The organism is Ktedonospora formicarum, assembly GCF_016587355.1.
In the GTDB taxonomy this organism is placed as follows: Bacteria; Chloroflexota; Ktedonobacteria; order Ktedonobacterales; family Ktedonobacteraceae; genus Ktedonobacter; species Ktedonobacter formicarum.
In genome coordinates this window covers 1,151,849-1,171,329 of sequence record NZ_BNJF01000001.1, presented here as the reverse complement: position 1 = coordinate 1,171,329, position 19,481 = coordinate 1,151,849, and the positions used below count along the sequence as shown (strand labels likewise).

At 51.8% G+C, this 19,481-nt stretch carries 17 protein-coding genes and 1 pseudogene; 12 read left to right on the top strand and 6 right to left on the bottom strand.

All coding sequences use genetic code 11. From position 1 onward, the window contains the following. Positions 1 to 138: 138 nt before the first annotated feature. The 7 genes and pseudogenes from K3T82_RS05055 to K3T82_RS05020 all read left to right on the top strand — a co-directional run bounded on the left by K3T82_RS05055 (position 139) and on the right by K3T82_RS05020 (position 7,000). Entirely contained in the window at positions 139 to 639 is a 501-nt protein-coding gene (locus K3T82_RS05055; protein ID WP_220192394.1) for a hypothetical protein, read from the top strand. Positions 640 to 750: 111 nt separating this feature from the next. Continuing rightward, complete coding sequence (locus K3T82_RS05050) at positions 751 to 1,134, top strand: hypothetical protein (RefSeq protein ID WP_220192393.1); 384 nt, start codon at positions 751 to 753, stop codon at positions 1,132 to 1,134. Positions 1,135 to 1,562: 428 nt separating this feature from the next. After that, positions 1,563 to 2,929, top strand: a pseudogene (locus K3T82_RS49805) (cystathionine beta-synthase). A 292-nt stretch (positions 2,930 to 3,221) separates the two neighbouring features. After that, positions 3,222 to 3,668 (top strand): archease, encoded by a 447-nt coding sequence (locus K3T82_RS05035; protein WP_220192390.1) that lies wholly within the window; start codon positions 3,222 to 3,224, stop codon positions 3,666 to 3,668. A 246-nt stretch (positions 3,669 to 3,914) separates the two neighbouring features. Next, positions 3,915 to 4,226 carry a hypothetical protein gene (locus K3T82_RS05030; protein WP_220192389.1) on the top strand — a complete coding sequence of 104 codons (312 nt, stop codon included), beginning with the start codon at positions 3,915 to 3,917 and terminating at the stop codon, positions 4,224 to 4,226. 87 nt (positions 4,227 to 4,313) lie between these two features. Next, complete coding sequence (locus K3T82_RS05025; RefSeq protein ID WP_220192388.1) at positions 4,314 to 5,333, top strand: RNA ligase (ATP); 1,020 nt, start codon at positions 4,314 to 4,316, stop codon at positions 5,331 to 5,333. A 200-nt stretch (positions 5,334 to 5,533) separates the two neighbouring features. Next, the gene (locus K3T82_RS05020) at positions 5,534 to 7,000 is read left to right on the top strand and encodes an RtcB family protein (protein WP_220192387.1); all 1,467 of its coding nucleotides are present in this window, start codon (positions 5,534 to 5,536) and stop codon (positions 6,998 to 7,000) included. 378 nt (positions 7,001 to 7,378) lie between these two features. Here the strand turns inward: K3T82_RS05020 and K3T82_RS05015 are convergent, their stop codons facing one another. Continuing rightward, positions 7,379 to 7,591, bottom strand: coding sequence for a hypothetical protein (locus K3T82_RS05015; protein WP_220192386.1), 213 nt, complete (start codon positions 7,589 to 7,591; stop codon positions 7,379 to 7,381). On the opposite strand from K3T82_RS05015, the gene K3T82_RS05010 reads away from it, so the two are divergent. Then, positions 7,582 to 8,187, top strand: coding sequence for a hypothetical protein (locus tag K3T82_RS05010; RefSeq protein ID WP_220192385.1), 606 nt, complete (start codon positions 7,582 to 7,584; stop codon positions 8,185 to 8,187). The genes K3T82_RS05015 and K3T82_RS05010 overlap by 10 nt on opposite strands. A gap of 103 nt (positions 8,188 to 8,290) precedes the next feature. On the opposite strand, the gene K3T82_RS05005 is transcribed toward K3T82_RS05010, so the two are convergent. Then, entirely contained in the window at positions 8,291 to 9,601 is a 1,311-nt protein-coding gene (locus tag K3T82_RS05005) for an MFS transporter (protein ID WP_220192384.1), read from the bottom strand. Positions 9,602 to 9,996: 395 nt separating this feature from the next. Then, on the bottom strand, positions 9,997 to 10,461 hold the full coding sequence (locus K3T82_RS05000) for an ArsR/SmtB family transcription factor (RefSeq protein WP_220192383.1): 465 nt from the start codon (positions 10,459 to 10,461) through the stop codon (positions 9,997 to 9,999). A gap of 215 nt (positions 10,462 to 10,676) precedes the next feature. On the opposite strand from K3T82_RS05000, the gene K3T82_RS04995 reads away from it, so the two are divergent. The 3 genes from K3T82_RS04995 (at position 10,677) to K3T82_RS04985 (ending at position 15,046) form a co-directional block, all read left to right on the top strand. Then, the gene (locus tag K3T82_RS04995; protein ID WP_220192382.1) at positions 10,677 to 13,043 is read left to right on the top strand and encodes a DUF2298 domain-containing protein; all 2,367 of its coding nucleotides are present in this window, start codon (positions 10,677 to 10,679) and stop codon (positions 13,041 to 13,043) included. Between the two features lie 4 nt (positions 13,044 to 13,047). After that, positions 13,048 to 14,280, top strand: a complete 1,233-nt coding sequence (locus K3T82_RS04990; RefSeq protein ID WP_220192381.1) for an outer membrane protein assembly factor BamB family protein — start codon at positions 13,048 to 13,050, stop codon at positions 14,278 to 14,280. Between the two features lie 157 nt (positions 14,281 to 14,437). Continuing rightward, positions 14,438 to 15,046, top strand: coding sequence for an HdeD family acid-resistance protein (locus K3T82_RS04985; protein ID WP_220192380.1), 609 nt, complete (start codon positions 14,438 to 14,440; stop codon positions 15,044 to 15,046). Between the two features lie 21 nt (positions 15,047 to 15,067). Here K3T82_RS04985 and K3T82_RS04980 read toward each other — a convergent pair whose 3' ends face one another. The 3 genes from K3T82_RS04980 to K3T82_RS04970 all read right to left on the bottom strand — a co-directional run bounded on the left by K3T82_RS04980 (position 15,068) and on the right by K3T82_RS04970 (position 18,527). Further along, positions 15,068 to 16,045: a hypothetical protein gene (locus K3T82_RS04980; protein WP_236031242.1), complete on the bottom strand. Its 978-nt coding sequence runs from the start codon at positions 16,043 to 16,045 to the stop codon at positions 15,068 to 15,070. Beyond that, positions 15,943 to 16,806: a hypothetical protein gene (locus K3T82_RS04975; RefSeq protein WP_220192379.1), complete on the bottom strand. Its 864-nt coding sequence runs from the start codon at positions 16,804 to 16,806 to the stop codon at positions 15,943 to 15,945. The genes K3T82_RS04980 and K3T82_RS04975 overlap by 103 nt, the downstream gene beginning before the upstream one ends. Positions 16,807 to 17,114: 308 nt before the next feature. After that, positions 17,115 to 18,527: a hypothetical protein gene (locus K3T82_RS04970; protein ID WP_220192378.1), complete on the bottom strand. Its 1,413-nt coding sequence runs from the start codon at positions 18,525 to 18,527 to the stop codon at positions 17,115 to 17,117. A 455-nt stretch (positions 18,528 to 18,982) separates the two neighbouring features. Here K3T82_RS04970 and K3T82_RS04965 point away from each other — a divergent pair, with 455 nt between their 5' ends. Beyond that, a complete protein-coding gene (locus tag K3T82_RS04965) occupies positions 18,983 to 19,468 on the top strand; it encodes a redoxin domain-containing protein (RefSeq protein WP_220192377.1) in 486 nt (161 codons plus the stop codon). Positions 19,469 to 19,481 lie beyond the last annotated feature (13 nt).

Genomic DNA, 19,481 nt, shown 5'->3' with positions numbered 1-19,481 from the left:
TGAGGCGTGTAAGCGCTGGAGCCAGCTTATTAGTACGGTCTGGAAGGGGTTTGTATAGAAGAAGTTGTATTTTAATGATACAATCGCAGAGGCATTGCCTACTGAAGATTACGATACAAGCAAAGGATGCAGACTGATATGGCGAAATTCTGGGGCATTATCATAGTTGGCATTTTTATTTACGCGGTGGCTCTAATAGGAGCGATTATACTTAGCAGATTTGACCCGCTCAAAGACTACCGTTGGAAGCGTGAGAAGTCGATGGAGAAGGTCTTATTGCGCTTTGGGATTGATTACGCGCATGGCTTGTTGATTGGTCTCTTCTTTGTGCTAGCGACAATTGTGACGGGAGGGCTCGCATTCTACACGACTAAGACATCGGATGCGCTCCCACATGACATGTATATCATGGTAAGTGAGTTGTTTGGCTGGTTTAGCAATGGTTTTTTTGTGATTGCGGGCCTGACGGCATTGATCTGGGTATTAGGCGCGTTGGGCACAACTATTGTGGGCAACAAAGGGGCACGTGGGCGTGGGCTGGGCTTATTGACGAGCCTGATCGTGTTGGTCTGGGAATATCTTTATGGTCACCAGTGGTACCAGGCATTCCTCCATTGGAATCCTGGCTTGTTATCTTAAAGTTGCTCTGTAGAGGAATAGAGCAGCGGGGTTCAGTGCTCGCGAAAGGGGAGCGCCTGCATATAGGGCTCAATGCTTTTACGTATTGCTGTGAGTGAGAGGGAAAAGATTATGCAATGGTTCATACAAACCTTCTTTCAAAATTTCTGGTTGATTGTGATCTTCCTCTTTATCTTTGGTGGCTCGATCACAGCTTTTGTGCGCTGGATGTTTAACGCGGGATATGAGCATCAGTTAAAGATGCAGGAAAAGAAGAATGAGGAACTGCGCCTGCGTCTGGAACTGGCACGTATGCAGCAGAAACCGGGTCGTGGGCGTGAGATGCCTGAACCGAAGGAATCGACCTGGGATGAGCAGCCAGTCGCCTCATATGAGGGAGGATATCAGTCTCAGGAGTCACCGGAGAGAGCGGCATGGAGCGAGGCCGAGAGCGATCCAGAGCCTGTAGAGAAGACTTCACAATTTCAGGAGATGCCACCACAGACGCAGAAGTAGGGGAGAGGATGGCGTAGGCTCAAGTCTCTCTTTTTCCATGTGCTTCCACTCATCCTTGCGGATCGGTTTGTGAGGCTGGCGCAGTTGTCTCGATCAAAATTGTGGCGACAAGACTGGCCTCAAGCTCCGTGCCTACATATGGGGCTTGAAATTTTTATGTATGGTTGTCGCGTGTGCGTTTTTGCGACATGAAGTATGAGGACGAGATATTTCTTTGTACTTCTACCTCAGCAGTGCTTACAGATGCTGTTTATGCTATACTGGGGGAACATAGCAAGTGTCGCGTAATCGGAGTGGACTTTAGGCGGAAACGCCGGGCTTTCTGCTTCAAAAAGGCGGCAGATGTTTTTCACTAAACACTACTGTGCATCGACGAGGTTGCAATGATAGATTCCAAGAAAGATCAGGCCCCCTTACAAGAGGGCAATATGCGTTACTATCGCTCACTACTAGAGGGCATTGGTAACACACCACTAGTACAGCTTAAGCGCATTGCTAGTGATGTGCCGCCACTGGTATTAGCGAAGGTAGAGTTTTTTAATCCGGGTGGGAGCGTGAAGGACCGCATCGGTCCGGCGATGATTGAGTATTGTGAGCAGCAGGGGTTGCTGCGCCCGGGTGGAACGATTGTGGAGCCAACGAGCGGTAATACTGGTCATGGGTTGGCAATTGCCGCCGCTATTAAGGGCTATCACTGCATCTTTGTCATGACAGACAAGGCGAGCGAGGAGAAGCGCAGCCTGCTGCGAGCCTATGGCGCGGAGGTGGTTATTTGCCCAAGTAGTGTTACCCACGATTCGCCCGAATATTACAAGAACGTCGCGTATCGTCTGGCGAAGGAGATCCCTGGTGCCTGCTGCCCCGACCAGTACTCCAATCCTGCCAATCCCGCCGCTCATTATGCTTCTACGGGACCCGAAATCTGGCGCGACACGGCTGGCAAAATCACAGCCTTTGTTGCGGGCATCGGCACGGGCGGCACTATTTCTGGCACCAGCCGATATTTAAAAGAGCAGAATCCCGCTCTCAAGATCATTGGCGCTGACCCTCCAGGCTCGGTCTATTCGGGTGATACCCCAAGCCGTATAAGGTCGAGGGTATTGGCATGGATATGTTCCCCCGTAACTACGACACCTCAGTCGTTGACGAAGTCATCAGGATCGACGATCGTAGCTCATTCTACTGGGCGCGGCGATTGGCCCGTGAAGAAGGCATTCTCGTTGGTGGTTCGGGTGGTACTGCCCTGGCGGCTGCCATGACCTATGCGCGTCGCCTGACGCCACAAGATATCCTGGTGGTATTGCTGCCGGATACCGGTCGTGGCTATCTCTCCAAGCAGTATAATGACACATGGCTGAGAGAGAATGGGCTTCTGGTGCAGGCTGAGGGTGATCAGCCAACTATGTCTGACGTGCTGGCGTATCGCCGCTCGCATTCGCAGAGCATGCCAATGGTTGTCAGCATTGGTCCCGAGGATTCAATCGCGGACGCTGTCGAACTCTTGCGGCGGTATGGAATCAGCCAGACGCCAGTCATGGAGAAAGGCGAGATGGTAGGGAGCCTGACTGAGGATCTACTGCTGCGTCGCTTGTTGAGCGGTGAGCCGCTGGAAACGACGACAGTAGGTCAATTGCAGGGACCGCCTTTCTCGGTCCTGGACGCGGGCGCGGCAGCACGTGAGGCCTATACACTCTTCAATGCTGGTCAGTCAGCGGTGGCGGTGACCCATAATGGCCTGTTAGAGGGGCTGGTGACTAAGAGTGACCTGCTAGAGTTCTGGGCGCATGCCAGGTAAGAGGGCGCGAAGAGCATAAGAATAAGGAAAGGGACGCGAGGGGAAAGGCCTCTCGCGTCCCTTTTTGGCTCAAATGCTCAGATTAGGGCTAAAATTGCCTGAAAATGTATTGACAAATCACAATATCATAGGTACTATTTAAGCATTAAGACCTTATGCGAAAACTAGCGCCGCTGGCGCACTCAGGTTTTCGTATAGTAGATTAAGAAAACTTCATGAGAAAGGAAGGGCAACCATATGTATTGTCTTAAACACTTTACCCCTACATATTCCACATTTGCTGGATTGCCCAATGAAGGCTATGTTTGTGCCTGAGCTTTCTCACCCCTATGAAGTTTTTGAGCATACTGCGGATATTGGGCTACATGCCTATGGTCGGGACCTGCCAGAGCTCTTTATACATGCCGCACAGGGCATGGAAAGTCTCATGGTCTCGCCAGAGCAGGTACAGTTAGCCACAACGCAGGAAATCGGTGTCGAAGCTCACGATCATCTCTCACTCTTGATTGCCTGGCTTGACGAGCTGATATTCCTGTTTGATACGCAGTTTTTTCTCCCGCGCACGTTTGAGATGCTGGACTTCTCTGAGACGCATCTGCGAGCCAGAGCGACAGGCGAAGCCTATGACGCGCAGCGCCACGAGATGAGTAGTGCGATCAAAGCTGTGACCTGGCACGAAGCCGCAATCACACGCGATGACAACAGTCGCTACCAGGCGCGTATTATCTTTGATATCTAGACCCTGGGGGTCAGGCTTGAGAAGAATCGCGCTTTAACACGTGGGAGCTCCGATGCGCGTTTTGCCAGTGGGTTGAAAAACTTCATGCGCAAACATCGATCCAGTATGCACTATATCCCTTCTCTGTAATGTGTTGCCCTGGTTTTCGCGGTGAGTAGCCGCGCGATAAGTCATCGTGGCACCACATCTTAGCCGGAGGTAAGGATGTAGGTATGTCGTGCCCTTTTATAACCAGAGCCCCTTTGCTTGATTGTGATCGAGCTCATTGCTGGCTGCCTGCTTATCAGGCAAAATGAGCAACAGGGGCAGCTCTCTAACTGTATTGACACTCTTACCGGAGGAACGGCAATGTTAACCATCAAGAACAAGACCAGGACCACCGAGCCAGTTACGACTACGAAGCGGTGGAACATTGGTACAGAGCAGCCCCAGCTTCGCCGAACCGTCACTGTCGCCGCTCCGGTAAGCAGGAGCGCGATACACATCCCGAAGCATCGAACCTACGTGTATACTCGCCTGCATCGTTCTCTGTTGCGGCGTGGTGTGCAAGAGGAATAAAAGGCATTTATGTTATTAGGAAGGAGCCACTAAGGTCTTATGCGAAAACCTGAGCGCGCTTGGGTTTTCGCATAAGGAGTAAATGTTATGAGTAGCTTGATCGTTCCCGTTGCGACCATTGATGCGATTGTGCCGCATAGTAATGCCGATGCGTTGGAGCTGGCACATGTGCTTGGCTGGCAGGTAGTGATTCGGAAGGGAGAGTATAGCATTGGCGATAAGATCGTCTACTTTCCCCCAGATACTGTGCTGCCACTGGAGCTCTCAGAGCGCTTTGGGGTTACGAAATATCTCAGTAAACAGCGTCTCCGATGTGCGAAATTGCGTGGCGAGCCCTCGTTTGGCCTGATTGTCAGGCCAGATGATGCCTTCTGGGACATAGGACGGAACGTCGCCGATTGGTACGGCGTGACAAAATATGAGCCACCATTGCGAGCGAGTGCTGGAGATGCTGAGATGGAGCATCCACTCTTTTGCGGCTATACCGAGATCGAGAATATGCGCAACTACCCTGACATCTTGCAGGAAGGGGAGACTGTGCTGGTGAGTGAGAAGATTCACGGCACATCGTGCCGTATAGGTATGATCGAGGGGGAACGGATGGCTGGCTCAAAGGCTGTGAGGCGCAAGCGCCCATTTGATGATGCGTTCGTGGGCAACACCTACTGGTTTCCATGGTCGCTGGCACCAGTGCGAGACATGCTAGAGGCATTGGGAGCGGAGCATCGCCAGGTCATTGTCTTTGGTGAGGTCTACGGAAGTCGCATTCAGTCCTTCAACTATGGGCTGGGGAACGGGCGCATAAGCTTCCGAGCCTTTGACATGCTTGTTGATGGAAAATATCTCGATTGGCCGGAGTTCTTGGGGCTCTGCGAGCAATATGGCGTTGATGTGGTTCCACAACTCAATGCTATTCCCTTTAGTCTGGCGGAGATCCGGCTCTTGAGTGAGGGGCCTACTCTGGTTGGTGAAGGGGCACATATACGCGAAGGGGTCGTAGTGCGCCCGATACGCGAGCGGATCTCGCCCAAAATTGGACGTGTCATTCTGAAGTATGTCAGCGACTCATACCTCTTTGGCTCAAAGACTGACTACACTGATAGATAGAGGTTAGGTATGGGAGCCCGTATGGCTCCCATACTCTGATGAGATGAAGCGCTTATAGTTCATTCATAAGGCCTTAAACGAAAACCAACCCTCATACGAGGGCACGGCGCCGCTGGCGCGCTCAGGTTTTAGAATAAGGAATAAAGCAAGGTAACATGCTCGCGATAGCGGGCTGCGAATAAATTTAGGAGCAAGCAAAAATGGGCAATCAGTCCAGTCACAACATCCCTTTGGAACGCATTGACGCGAACCGCTGGCGTATTCCAACACGCTTTAATGAGGCAATGCGGGTTCCTGGTGTCGTCTATGCAGACGATGAATTGATTCAGCAGATTATCTCTGACAACGCGCTAACGCAGGTCGCTAATGTCGCCACGTTGCCTGGTATTGTGGGGCATTCTTTGGGAATGCCGGATATCCACTGGGGGTATGGTTTTCCCGTGGGTGGTGTCGCCGCGACCGATGCGCGTGACGGCGTTGTCTCGCCGGGTGGCATTGGCTTTGATATCAACTGTGGTGTGCGCTTGCTGGCGACCGATCTGCTTCGTGACCAGATCAAGGGTAGTGTCGACAATCTGGCAGACGCGCTCTTCCGTGCTCTCCCGTCTGGTGTAGGTGGCTATGGGATGCGTAAGCTCACCTCCGACGAGATGCGACAGGTCATGCTTCACGGTGCTCGCTGGGCCGTGGAAGAAGGTTATGGTTTAGAGAGTGATCTGGAAGTGACAGAAGAGAACGGCTGTCTGGCGGGGGCGAAGCCAGAGGCAGTGAGCCGTAAGGCACTGGAACGCGGTATTGGTCAATTGGGGAGTCTGGGATCGGGGAACCACTTCGCGGAAGTGCAATATGTGGAGCATATCTACGACAAGGAAGCCGCTAAGGCGCTGGGCATCGGGCAGATTGGGCAGGTGGTCACGACGATCCACTGCGGAAGTCGCGGCTTTGGGCACCAGATCGCGGAAGACTACATCAAGCTTGCCGAGGCGAAGCAGAAGGAGTATGGCTACGAGCTGCCAGATCGCCAGCTTGCCTGTATGCCAATCAACTCTGAAGGAGGGCAGGCGTATCTGGGGGCGATGGCCTGCGCGGCGAACTTTGCCTGGGCTAACCGGCAACTTCTCATGAATGGCGTCCGTGAAGCTTTCGCCAGCGTTTTCGGACGTAAGGCGCGCGCTAAGGACATGCCCATGGTCTATGATGTCTGTCATAACATCGCCAAAATCGAGGAATACGAGGTTGACGGCGAGCTAAGGCAGGTATGCGTACACCGCAAGGGCGCGACGCGAGCCTTCCCCAAGGGACACCCCGCCATTCCTGAGCAGTACCGTGCCGTGGGCCAGCCAGTGCTGATCCCTGGCGATATGGGGCGCTACTCGTTTGTGCTGGTTGGAGCGCAGGGCTCGATGGAGCAGAGCTTTGGCTCATGTTGCCACGGTGCGGGGCGTCGCCAGAGTCGTACCGCCGCCAAGAAGTCGATTACAAGTAAGGAACTGTTATCCAAGCTGGAAGCGCGTGGGGTAACGGTGCGTGTGCATAGCAAGAACCTTCTGCCAGAGGAAGCGCCGTCTGCGTACAAGGACGCGCAGGAAGTTGTTAACGTCGTGCACAATGCGGGGCTGGCGCAGCTTGTGGCGCGCCTCAAGCCGATAGTTGTAGTGAAGGGATAAGGAAGTGAGAGGGATATGACGTGCATACGTTATATCCCTCTCGTTGTGTTTATGCTTGTCTTATAGAATGCTTCTCCTTATAATACTGACAAGCAAGAGGATTGTATGTGAGGTCTTATGCGAAAACCAACCCTCATTCGAGGGCATGGTGCCGCTGGTTGCGGCTAGCGCTAACTCCTTGTTTGAACCCCTGAGCGCATCAGCGCTAGCAGCCGTTCAGGCAGTGTTGGGGCTCGTTTCAAAAATACGCGCTCAGGTTTCCGGATAAGGAGTAATTCATATAGACAGAAGTGATACAATTGCATGCGTTGATAGATCTACAAGGAATGTAGGAGGATAAACGAATATACTATGCAATGTAATCGATGCGGTATAGTCTTACCCCAGGCGCGCCAGTCTGTCCTCGCTGCGCCAATCCCACGCCATATAACGTGGGAGGCTCAGCCCCCAACCAATATGGGCCAACACCAGCACCACAGTATGGGCGGCCTCCTGGCCCACCTCCTCAATATGGGCCGGTTCCTGGTCCACCTCCCCAATATGGGCCGGCTCCTTATCCAGGCCCATATGTTCAGCCACCGATGAGACCATATACGCCACCTCCTAAGAAGGGCGGTGGTTTCGTTGCTGGCCTGGGAGTGGGTATTCTTCTGCTGGTTGTTTGCCTCTGCTGTGGGGGTGTATGGTGGGCACAATCGAACCATGAGAGGGATAAAAACACTGAATCGACCGCTGATACTGGTGATTACTATGCTACAGCGACAGCGATACAAGCAACCTCAGATACCCGCCTGACTCCCACACCCTATTCGGAGACATCACCACCCTCGAACCAGCGCTTCTCGAACCGTGCCCAAGGCATTGTCACAAATGCCCAGTTGGCGAGCAAAATGTATGATGACAAGCAGCCTGAATTAGTTACAAAGACATTTAATGTTTCGCAATATATCTATGCATCTTTTAAATTGTCTCCTGACCAGAGCGGATATATTGCTGCGAAGTGGTATATCAATGGCGGGTCGGGCGAGTGGAGCAACTCGATATCGGCTCAAGGGCGGGTTGGCTATGGATATTTCTCAGCCAGTTATAGCGGTCCCGGTCAAGGGGCGGTCGAATATTATTGGTGTCCAAGCTCGGATTGTAGTGATGGAGAGCTGGCCTGGGTCCGTACCTTTGAGGTGAGGTAATAGCAATTTAATATGTAGGGTTTGTGCGTGCATGGTACAAAATAACAAAAAAATGGGAGAAGCTAGGAATATTTTCCTGAGCTCCTCCCATTTGTGTTGGAAGCTAGGCTAAAGCCTGAAGATTGGGTAGCTCACGTGTGGGGAGATCCTGCACAGGCGTTGAGACTGGCTCGATATGAATATTACTACGACGGTGGATCAAGATGTGACGCTCGCTCTTATTTGCGAGCGCAAAAGGAATCGCGACGCAAAGGCAGAGCAGAGCTGGGATCACCATACTACCACGCGTTCCCAGCAATGGGATCAGCATCCCCATTGAGAACGGTATCGTCATACCTGCCAGACCCGTGCTAACGAGTACGAGACAGGAAATGAGTGCAGGTGTCCGTGAGAAGCGGCGCGTCGCAATCGATTGTAGGCTAGGGTAAATTGGGCCAATGAAGATACCCTCTAGCAGGCTGCCGATAAAGCAGATCGGTGGGTTACAGAGGAAGGCTGTGACCAGAAGCCCACTGAGACAACCGCCAGCGATACAGACATAGAGTAGGCGCACACCAGTCACATAGCCACGCTTGATAAGCTGGGCTACGATGAAGCGTCCGAGCGTGATACCAACCCAGAAGAGTGTCGCGGCAGGTGTCGCCATGGGTAAAGCGATAGACGCGCTCTGACTAATCGAGGTCACCAGCCAGTTGCTAAAGCCGGACTCCGCACCCACATAGAGACAGATCTGAAGTGCCATGAACCAGAAGAGAGCGTTCTTAATCAGGTGCATGGGATTGACCCTGGCCTTGTGCGGCTGGTGGTCTGATGCCTCTGTTGATTGAGTGGTAGGGGCTTTAGAGACAAAGTGCAATGTATATAGTGTGAGCAGACATATCAAGCTGACCAGTGTCACAACAGTAAAGGCTGTGAGCAGGCTATGTGTCAGAGAGAGTGTAAACGACAGCAAAACCGGACCAAACAAAGAGCCGACGCCAGCTGAGCTATGCAGCATATTGAGTTTCTCACTCAGACGATCACCGAAATTGAAGGTCAGGGTCATGACCAGCCCCACACTGATAAATGTCCCGCTCACACCCTGAAGAATCTGGGCAATGAACCAGAGCGTAAAGCTTGAAGTGATAGGAATAATCAGGCTCGTTGCGATCAATCCTGCCAGACCCAGGATAATGACCAGCTTTGAGTTAGTAGCTTTCACAAGATAGCAAGTGCTGAGGATGACAGCGAGAATTGTCCCGAAAGCACTGCCAGTAAAAGTCAGACCCGCTGTGCTGAGTGAGACATGGGTATTGTGCGCAAGTAGAGCTAAGCTGGAGCTCGGAAGCACACCCATCAAGCCATTGGCGATATAGGCGAGGCAGCAAGTGCCAAAGAGCGCGTTTGGGTTGTGGCGAATGTTTCCAAATAGCATAGAGTAACAAATCCTTCAGTTACATTTCAAGTTGGGCGGGAAATTTTATTTGCGCTGTTTTCTATGAATGATGGTAGTAGTATTTATGTACTTTGTGCGCACAAAGTGCCTCTAGATTTTCTGGTTTGTCATTTGCTATCTGTCGAGGATTGATAGTGTCATCAACCCTATACCTTCAAGAGGATGCCATCTAATCTAGATGGGCACATGTGCTGTGTGCAATCGAGCAGATAGAATTCTATGAGTGGGAAGATTGCTCCCAGCATATGACCACTACTGAATCCATCATTGTCTTGTCTCACTATCGACGCCAGGAGTGATTTCATCAATGGGCATAACTATGGTGTGAGCGAGAAAGGAGGAAAAATCAGTACTTTTTGGGGTAATATATTGTACTAGAGCTTTTCGGTGTCGAAGATCTCTAGTACACGACCTAACTCTTCGTGATGCTGGTCCGCGTCATGGACATGGCTCAGGCAGACAACCAGGAGCGTGTGTATATGAGTGTCATCCAGAGTGTAGAAGACCTGTTTGCCCCGACGCTGGCTCTTAACCAGGCGAAGTTGGCGAAGAATGCGGAGATGTTGGGAGACAGAGGATTCGGAACTGCCGATGATCGCGGCGAGGTCACAGGTACAAAGCTCCTGCTTAAGCAAGCTATAGACGATCTTGATACGGCTGGAGTCGCCAAGCGCGCGGAATATTTCGGCGACCTCAATAGCGATATTCTCGGAGAAGAGGTTGGCTCGCCCACGCTGCACGCGTTCGTGATCGGCTCCTGGTATTTGACAGAGGTCGACATTGCGCTTGTTGCTCTGATTGAGAGGTGACGTCGTCTTGCTAGGTGCTGTATCTGTCATAGTTCTCTCTCCACCGTTGCTCAGCCAAATGGCGAATATTGCCCGTATAGATCGGCCTATCAATCGTCCGCTCTTCTGGCATTATAGCGCGACGCTTGAGCCTTCACAAGGGGGAGTGCCAAACTGGGGTCAGAAACCCTTGACGCGGCATACATCAATGGCTATGCTTGGATGGTATTTAGAAGAGTAGAGAAAAGTTTAAATGGGAATAATCGATGATTGATCTGCTTGCAATGATTATTGTGGTAGAACTTCTGGGCCTCGCGTGCCTGCCTTTAACCACTACCGTATTTCGTAACCTGCCAGATCGCGGTTGGGCTTTTAGCAAAGGGCTGGCAGTCGCGGTACTAACCTTTGGTGCCTGGTTCCCTCTCATGGTCCTGCGCTTTCTGCCTTTCACTCAGGGCTTCCTGGTAGGAGTCGTACTGTTACTACTGGCATGCAATGTGCCAGGCTTTGTGCGCATGAGGCATACGCTCACACAGTTGATAAAAACGCAGTGGCGGTATATTGTGGTCAGCGAGATTGTCTTTGTAGGGATGGTCCTGCTTTTAGGTTATATTCGCTCGTATGGGCCGAACATCTACTCCTTTGAGATGTTCATGGATGGTGGCTTCCTGGCCTCTATCATGCGGAGTGAGCATCTGCCGCCCAGGGATGTATGGTACGCGGGTTATGCCATCAATTATTATTATTATGGGCATTTCACAGTGGCTGTGCTGGCGAAGTTGCTGGGGCAAACGGCATCAATCGCCTTCAATACAGGTTTCTGCCTCCTTTTTGGTCTCTGTGCCTCAAACCTATTTGGTGTAACGAGCAATATAGTGGCCTGGGCTAAGGTCTTGCGCTTGCGCAAGAGCGCGGAACTGAGCGGCGAAGACACATCTCAGATTGTACCACCGCTATGGCAAGCTGTTCCTTACGGTGGTGCTAGCCTGCTCTTTGGGTTAATCCTGGGCAACATGGCGGCGACCTGGCAATGGTGGAAGGACTCGCGAGCGGGAACCCTCTATGACTGGTTTGCACCTTCCCGCGTAATTAATAAAACTATTGACGAGTTTCCTGCCTTTAGTTACCTGCTTTCGGATTTCCACGCGCATGTACTGACCTACTCCTTTACCTTTCTGGCGATTGGTATGGCTCTGAACCTGCTATTCGCTTCCGCGGAAAAGGGGCTTGACCTCTTTGGTCGTGGATGGGGGCGTATTCTCACAATTGTTGTTATTGCGTTGGTGTTGGGCAGCCTCTTTATAATGAACGGTTGGGATTATCCAACCTATATGGGTCTGACGATAGTCTGTATCGCGTTGCAGCAATGGCTGGCACATGAGAAACGGTGGAGTTGGGTGCTGGTGGCTGATGTCTTCGTAGGTGCGGGCATCTTGATCGCACTCTCATTTCTGCTTTTCTTGCCTTTCTACTTTAATTTTGTCTCACCATCGCAGGGGATAGGCATCGTCCCAGTTGGCGAGCGTTCGCCACTAGAGCAGGAATTGCTGATTTTTGGTCTGTTCGCCTTCGTCTTTCTCTCTCTTCTCGCTTGTAGCCTCTACCGTGTCATAGGGCAGCGTGTCGCGCAACAGGGGATGAATGAGCCCACAAGAGATTGGCGTCCGCTCTGGATTGTGTTGGGTGGCATACTTGCCATCTGGCTGCTCGCTGTCCTGATCGTGGTCGACCTCCGCACATTTCTTATAGCAATAATGTTAGTTGCAGTGGCGGTCTACCTCATTGTGAAGTTGGTAGAGGATCGGGCGTATGCCTTTACACTTTTGTTGGGAGCGCTGGCCTTGCTTTTGATTGCCGGGTGTGAGGTCGTCTATCTGCGCGATGTCTTTGCGGATTCTTATCCACGTATGAATAGCGTCTTCAAGTTCTACTTCCAGGCATGGGGCTTACTGGCTATCGCGTCTGGGGCTGGCCTCTTCTTCATAGTAGAGATTTTCGCGCGTCAGGTGAAGCAGGGGCAAGGGACGAGCTGGATGTTTATTGGTGCCAAATATGTGTGGTCATTGGGGTTGCTGGCATTGATAATGGCTGGCTTGGCTTATCCTCTGAGCGCCCCTTACGCGCGCTACGTGCAGAACCAGCCGCTTACGGGGCAACGCTACTTGCAAAATACTTTTAGCCTGGATGGTTTAGAATACCTCAAGAACTCTACTGATCCGGGGGAGAGGGGTGATTATGAGGCCATACGCTGGATTAACACTCATATCAGCGGTACGCCAGGGATTATTGAGGCTATTGGAGACGATTATTCCCGGTATGCACGTGTCTCCGCACTCACGGGCTTGCCGACTCCCATGGGCTGGATTGGGCATGAGTACCAGTGGCGTGTCAACTGGCTGCGTAATCCAGTGAACTCGGCAGATTTCCAGCGCAGGCAGAATGATGTGAGTAGCATCTACACCACCGCCGATGCGGCTCAGATAAAAGAGCTTATGAATCACTACCAGGCCGAGTATTTATATGTAGGTGACCTGGAGCGGACAGCCTATGGAAACGCGGATCTCACGCGCTTCCGAAACTTCATGCAAGTTGTGTATCAGGCCGATGGCGTCACCATCTACAAGGTCAAGTAGTGTGATGATGTTCTTTCCCCCCGCGCGCAAATTGGGTCGCTTATGGGCTGCTTTTCTGCTGATCGCGACTGTTCTTATCTTAGGATCGTTCGCGCTGAGCATAGTTGCCCTTGCGACCTTATTACGTCTGCAGCAGGACCCCGCCGCCTTTTGGCAAGCACCTTCTAAAGCTGATAGTGCTTCACAGCGTCTTCCAACGCCGCCAGGTATCTACCTGGAGAATGGTGGCATTGTCATGCGTATAGATCCCGTGACGGGAGTGGTTCGCTGGGCTTACCGTTTAAATGTCGCGCAGGCACCCAACACTCAGCTCACAAATGCTGATAGTATCGTGAGCGTCGCCAACAATACCGTCTATGTAGAGAAGCCCGATGGCTATGTCTATGCTTTGGAAGCCAGTACAGGTAGGTTGCGTTGGCGTGTTGCTATTGGCGAGCGGCTAGATATGGCGCGTACCAGTAAGGCACAATCTTCTGGTAACAGATTGTATGTGCCGGGTCGAGACCGTTTATATGTCTTGCGAATCACTGATGGGCATGTGATGAGGACTATCATGACCCCGGCGTTAACCGCCTTCACTCTGTCAGGGGACGACCTGTATACCACAAGTGGCGCTTCGCTCCAGGCATACCAGTTGCCAGCAGGTACATTGCGCTGGTCAGCCGGGGTTAACGCTGATGAAGATTTCACCCAACCACGTATGCTAGGTGATACGCTCTATAGTGCTGCCTATAGCCAAAATCGGCATGTCAGCACCCTATATGCCTTGGATGTCACTACAGGGCAGCAACTCTGGCATTCCCAACCAGAGGAGGGGCGTATAAGTGACGTGACACCAACGAACGATGCGCTTTATGCTGGCGCATATATGGGATATGTCTACGCATATGATTCTCAAAACGGGCGGCTCCTATGGCAGAGTGCGTCTTCTGGTTTTGTGGGTAAGGCCCCAGAGGTTGGTGATGGCGCGCTCTTCTTTACAGGAAACGCAGCCGTGGATCAGGATAAAATCGCACGTGCGCGAAGTGTCCTCTGTCTGGATGCCAGGACTGGCGTGACTCGCTGGACTTACACCCCCAGTTCTCCGGTGACGGTCGATTCAGTAAGCGTACGCCAGGGGAAGATCTACATTGATCGCGAGAACGGGATCGATGTGCTGGATGAGCGGGGAAGCATCCTCTTGCGTGCCCGAGCGCGAGGGGGCGCGCAATATACCGCGATTGAGGTCATCCTTTAAGAAATATATATCCTCTTTGAGTATTGGGGAATGTCAATGGTGTGGTGAGCGCAAATGCGTTCAGGTTTTCGAGGGGGCTTATACTTGTTAGAGATTTTACGGATAAATGAGTAGTGTTTATCAAGGCGACTCAGACAAGTAGAGGTGTGATATGCGTATGTTACGTGGAATTGGACACCCTTCGAAACCAGAACCTTTGACCTGGAGGAGGCGCATCTGGCTTCTCTTTCGTGCCCTCGCGATGATCGTCTTTGGCATCTTTCTGTTGCTTTTAACGCGTATAACGCTATTCCTCTTTATCGCGGCATTTGGCACATTAGCTCTTGTCGACGGCATTGCCTCTGTCGTAGCAGGATTCAATCGGCGTCAGCACGATCCACGCTGGTGGTTGGTGGCGCTTGGTGGCATTGTGGGCATTGTCATTGCTGGGTTGGCCTTTTTCGCCTCGGGGTGGACGAAGATGACCTTAATATACATCTTCGCCATCTGGGCGATAATCGTTGGCATAACACAAATGCTAGCCTTTTTCCGCACGCGCCGCTTGCGCACCGATTGGGCGGCGCTTTTGCCAGCAGTCTTTTCCTTACTGGTAGGAGCCTATCTCCTATTCAAGCCTTCACCCAATATCATAAATGATTTCAGGTTGATTGCCCTCTACACAATAGTTTTTGGTATTCTTACACTGACTCAGGCTTTTCAGATCCGGCGTCAGGCACCGGCCCTTGAGCAAGCGCCAGCGCCACATCAGGATATGCGGCGCTGGTAGCAGCATGGCTATGCTTTTTCGCTAGCGTCCAAGGGCTGCTATCACAATACCTGGTACCTTCCAGAGAGCAGGGCTTGCTTCAAGATCGGTGAGACGCTTGAAGGTTTTGGTGAGCGTCGCGCTTCTGCTCGCAAACCAGGGAGGTGTGGGTATGCTACGGAAAGGCGCGCGAATCACACTCTTTTGAGGCTGGGAGAACATCAATGTGTTATGGACGACACCAATCCCAGATTGAATGTCGTCAAGAGTATGCCCAGGGTACGCGCCCCAGGTGGTTGTGCCAAGTGTGAAGCTTGTTCCTGCCCAGTAGTTCACGCTCACTGTCCCATAGCGTAGATCGGCGATAGCTTGTTCCACCGCAGCTGCAATGGCTGGGTCCTTCAGCGATGTGGGATGGACCAGTAGTGTCACATTGAGGGTTCCCCATAGGTGTTTATTCGCGAAGGCTACAGCATGAGCGATATAATCTACGACGCTCCTGGCTTCAAGCGCGGTTTCCGCGAAGAGGCTACAAAAGGCCTCAGTGGTGAAGCAGATATCATTTGTGGCTTGCGCATCGAGGTCGGCGATTAATGTCCAGGGGGTATGTTCATTGGTGCGATCCCCAAATTGTTCGGCTTCTGGATGGGCTGCGACAAAGCTCTGCATCCGTTGCTGTGCGCCGGGATAGTACGCTACGCGGGATGGTTGGGACGCCATACACACGCGTAGCTTTTGGAGAAGAGGATCTCTCTGATCCCAACTCGCGTGCTGGATGATGACGCGTGTGGCATTGCAGTTGAAGCCCCCATTCATCGTGAGCATTGAGAAGAGATGTTCCGCCTGATAAGCAAGGTCCGTATCACTCCAGGGGCCAGGAACAATGATAACCGGGCTCACATTGCCGAGTTCACCCGTTATTCGCTTCTGGTTGAGTGGCTGCATTGCCCCTTTGCGTCTTGTCCCCTCGCTGCCAGTTCCAAACACAATGGCCTCAAAGGTCTTATCAGAGCCAGTGATGTGTATCTCATCGATGTCAGGATGCTCACAGAGGAAAGCCCCTTGCTCAGCCCCCCATAGACAATACGCAGGAAGTCACGCTCAATGAGAGGCTGAAAGCATCGTTCGATAATGGGGCCGAGATAGGCATTAACCGGATTCATCTTGAGTAGTGTCACTTGATGCTCGACAAAGAGCTTGTAGAGTACATCGGTAAGCACGATAGACGAGACATTGCCTGCCCCAAGAACGAGGGCGACCTTCCCCTGTGCCTGCTGATTAGCCTGATAGGTAAGCGCCTGTGTCTGGGGAAGAGTGTCAGCGTTGACGCCAGGCTCCATCCAGATCTCGGCTGTCATACCAGGGAAGAAGACGCGATCATAGCCGGTGGTAGGGAATACCTGCGCCACGACTTGTCCATCCGGGCGGGTTGTGACGGGTCCAGGGATGCGAGGGCGACCGAAGGCCTCGATATCAAGCAGTGATTGACGTAACTGGCGCAGGTGGCGTAATGTCGGCCAGGGGCCTATGCTCCATTCCTCGCCTGCCTGCTGGGGAGTGAGCCCTTTGGCCTGGCAGCACACCTCGACCCAGAGTTGGGCCTCCGATGAGACATTGGCTATCAACAGTTCCAGAATTGTAATGCGCGTGCGTAGTGGGAGTGTGGTCCAGGTATTTTTCTGCTGTTGGAGTAATTGAATGGCCTGCCCCATTTCCTCGTGAGTCGAGATGCTACTCTCAATAGAAGGAAACTGCGGTGACCCGTGAAGTGTTGTAGACATCGATGGACACCTTCTGCTATCTATAAATTGCATATGCGCAGCTATGGATGCGCCTCATTGTGAAGGGAGGGAGCCACTTCATTATATGCTATTAGCCATCCGAGCGTAAACTAAATCTGATTTTAGCCCTACGCACATATCAGATGCCTACGAAGTAGCTCACTCAAGAAAATAAATAGCTCTGGGTTCAGCCAGCCACATTGCCTCGTTAGGGCGGTGTGGCTGGCTGCATATTGTACTGTTTCGAGTATTGCCTGGAATTCGAGTGGGAGAATGGGCAAGGTGCTAAGGTATTGAAGAGAAGTGATTTAGTGTGAAAGCATACTGACAAACGCCTCATGCCCCAGGCGTGTATAGCGTGGACTACGGATATGCCGCCAGTTGCTGAGGAAGGCCAGAGTGAGAAGCACAAAGAGGGTGTTGCGAACCGTCACCCACTCGAAGAAGCCGGGTACATGCGTCAAATCGGGCGAATGAGAGTAGAAATAAGCATATATAAAGGTCGTGAGCAGCGAGATGGCTCCCCAGGTAAGTAGCCAGATGCCCTCGGTGGAATACACATATGCAAGCAGAGGGAGAAGCCAAATCAAATATTGTGGGCTGAAGACCTTGCCAGTCGCGATGAATACCAGATGAAGCGCGATGAAACACTGACCAAGTGTCAGCCTACCGCGCCATTGGAGATAGAGAGCATAGCTATAGCCCGCGACCAGACCAAGCGTGCTGAGTTTGGAAGTCATATCTCCCAGCGCGCTATTGATATTAATCGAGCCAAAATCATAGCTAGTTGTAATGGGATAGCCTACGTGACTGGCGAGCCAGAGGAGTGAGCCACCCACCGACTCGACCTGTAGCGGACGCTTGAAGAAGTACTCAAGCTGGCTCAGGACCGCACCGTCGAAGTTCAGTAGCGCGAACAAGCCAGTCACTCCCAGAATACTGGCGAAGCAGAGCAAGCAATTGCGCCAGGACCAGTGCCGTACTTCGCGGAGGGTTGACCATAGAGCATGAGGGAGCGCGCGCATATCGATGTGGCGTGGTGGCTGGTAGAAGCGTCCAAGTGAGCGCTGCTCTGCGATGAAGAGAGCGGGTAGGAGGAGTAAAGGGTATAGTTTAAGCAGCGTTCCCAGAGCCAGTGCCAGGTAGGCACTGGTCCAGTGTTTGCGCTCAGCCGCGATCAAGGCTATGAGCGTCAATGCGGCAGGCAGGATATCGAAACGGACCTGTGTTGTAGCGACAGCCCCAATAAGCAGATAGAAAGTATAGGTGAGCGCGGACTGGTAGGGACCGTAGCGTAGGAGTAGCCAGTAGATACAGAATGCCATCAATGACATAAGAAAGGCAAAAACAAGCTGATAGTAAGGCAGGGGAGCAAGTAGTGCCAGAGAGAAGGGAATAATAGTTAGAGAAGGATATTCAAGCGGTAACATGCGGAATGGCGAGCTTTGAAGCATGCTAGAGAGAAACGCGCACTGCTCGGCGGGAAGCATCTTGATGGCATTGCCGCCAAACCAGAATGTAAGCGCGTAGCATTGGTAGCGAGCGGGATCGCTCTTCGGCAAGAAGAGTTGCCATGAAGTTCCAATGAACATCGCGATAGTAGCAAAAATAATAGGTATATAAGCGGCCAGCTTGCGTGGATTATGCAGTGTCTCCATAAAAGGCAAGAACCAGCCGTGCCGTTTTTCTGTATATGTTAACTGTAATTCCTCTTGAGCCAAGGTCCCTTGCTCCCTTGCGCGCAAAGCGCGATATCTTTACATGTTCGATGTTGCTGTGTTGATGATAACAAGTATCGAGCGCGTTTCCAGGTGTATGCCTACATTTATTGCACCCTGCAAGCCTATTTGCTATACTTGGCACGTAGTTTGAGGCATATAGGTGATATGTTATACCCTATACTCAAAGCGGCCGAAGAGAAGAAACATGTTATCGATAGGGCTTCGTTGCGCGTGTGTCCATGTGGGTGATGTGTTTCCGCCTGGTTTCGCACCATACAAGACGAGTAGTGTGTGCGACCGGTAACCAGTTCGCAAGTAGCGTTTGTGAAAAGTTGGCCTTAACGTTAGAGTGGGTAATGCCTTAATGTATGCTTGCGTACGTACATCCCTGTTATGGCTGCGCGACCTGGGTATTTGTATCTGAACCAAGAAGAGAGAAAAGGAAGGATTCGTCTATGGATAGTAGAAATCGCACCGAAACCAAAACCTTGAAGGTGGGTGACGTTGCCCCTGATTTTCAACTGGGCACTGAAGCTAAAGAGAATTGGCGTCTCAGCGACTTCCGGGGGAAGAAGAACGTGGTGCTTGCCTTTGTTCCTTTCGCGTTCAGTGGAGTTTGTTCCGCTCAGTTACCTGCCTATGAGTCGGAACTGGATCGTTTTAAAGATTATGACACTGAAGTTGTGAGCATTAGTATGGATAGTCCGTACGCACTTGAGGCCTGGCAGAAAGCCATGCATACAACCTTCCATCATCTCTCAGACTTTTACCCTCAAGGGAAAGTTGTTGATCTCTATGGCGTGCGTCACCCTGCTGGTATGGCTGAGCGTGCTTTGTTTGTTCTCGATAAAGAGGGCACCATTCGTTATATTGAAGTGCAGCATGCGCCAGGTGAAATGCCTGATAACGAAGACCTCTTTGAGGCACTACGTAAGCTCTAATCGAGCCATAGAA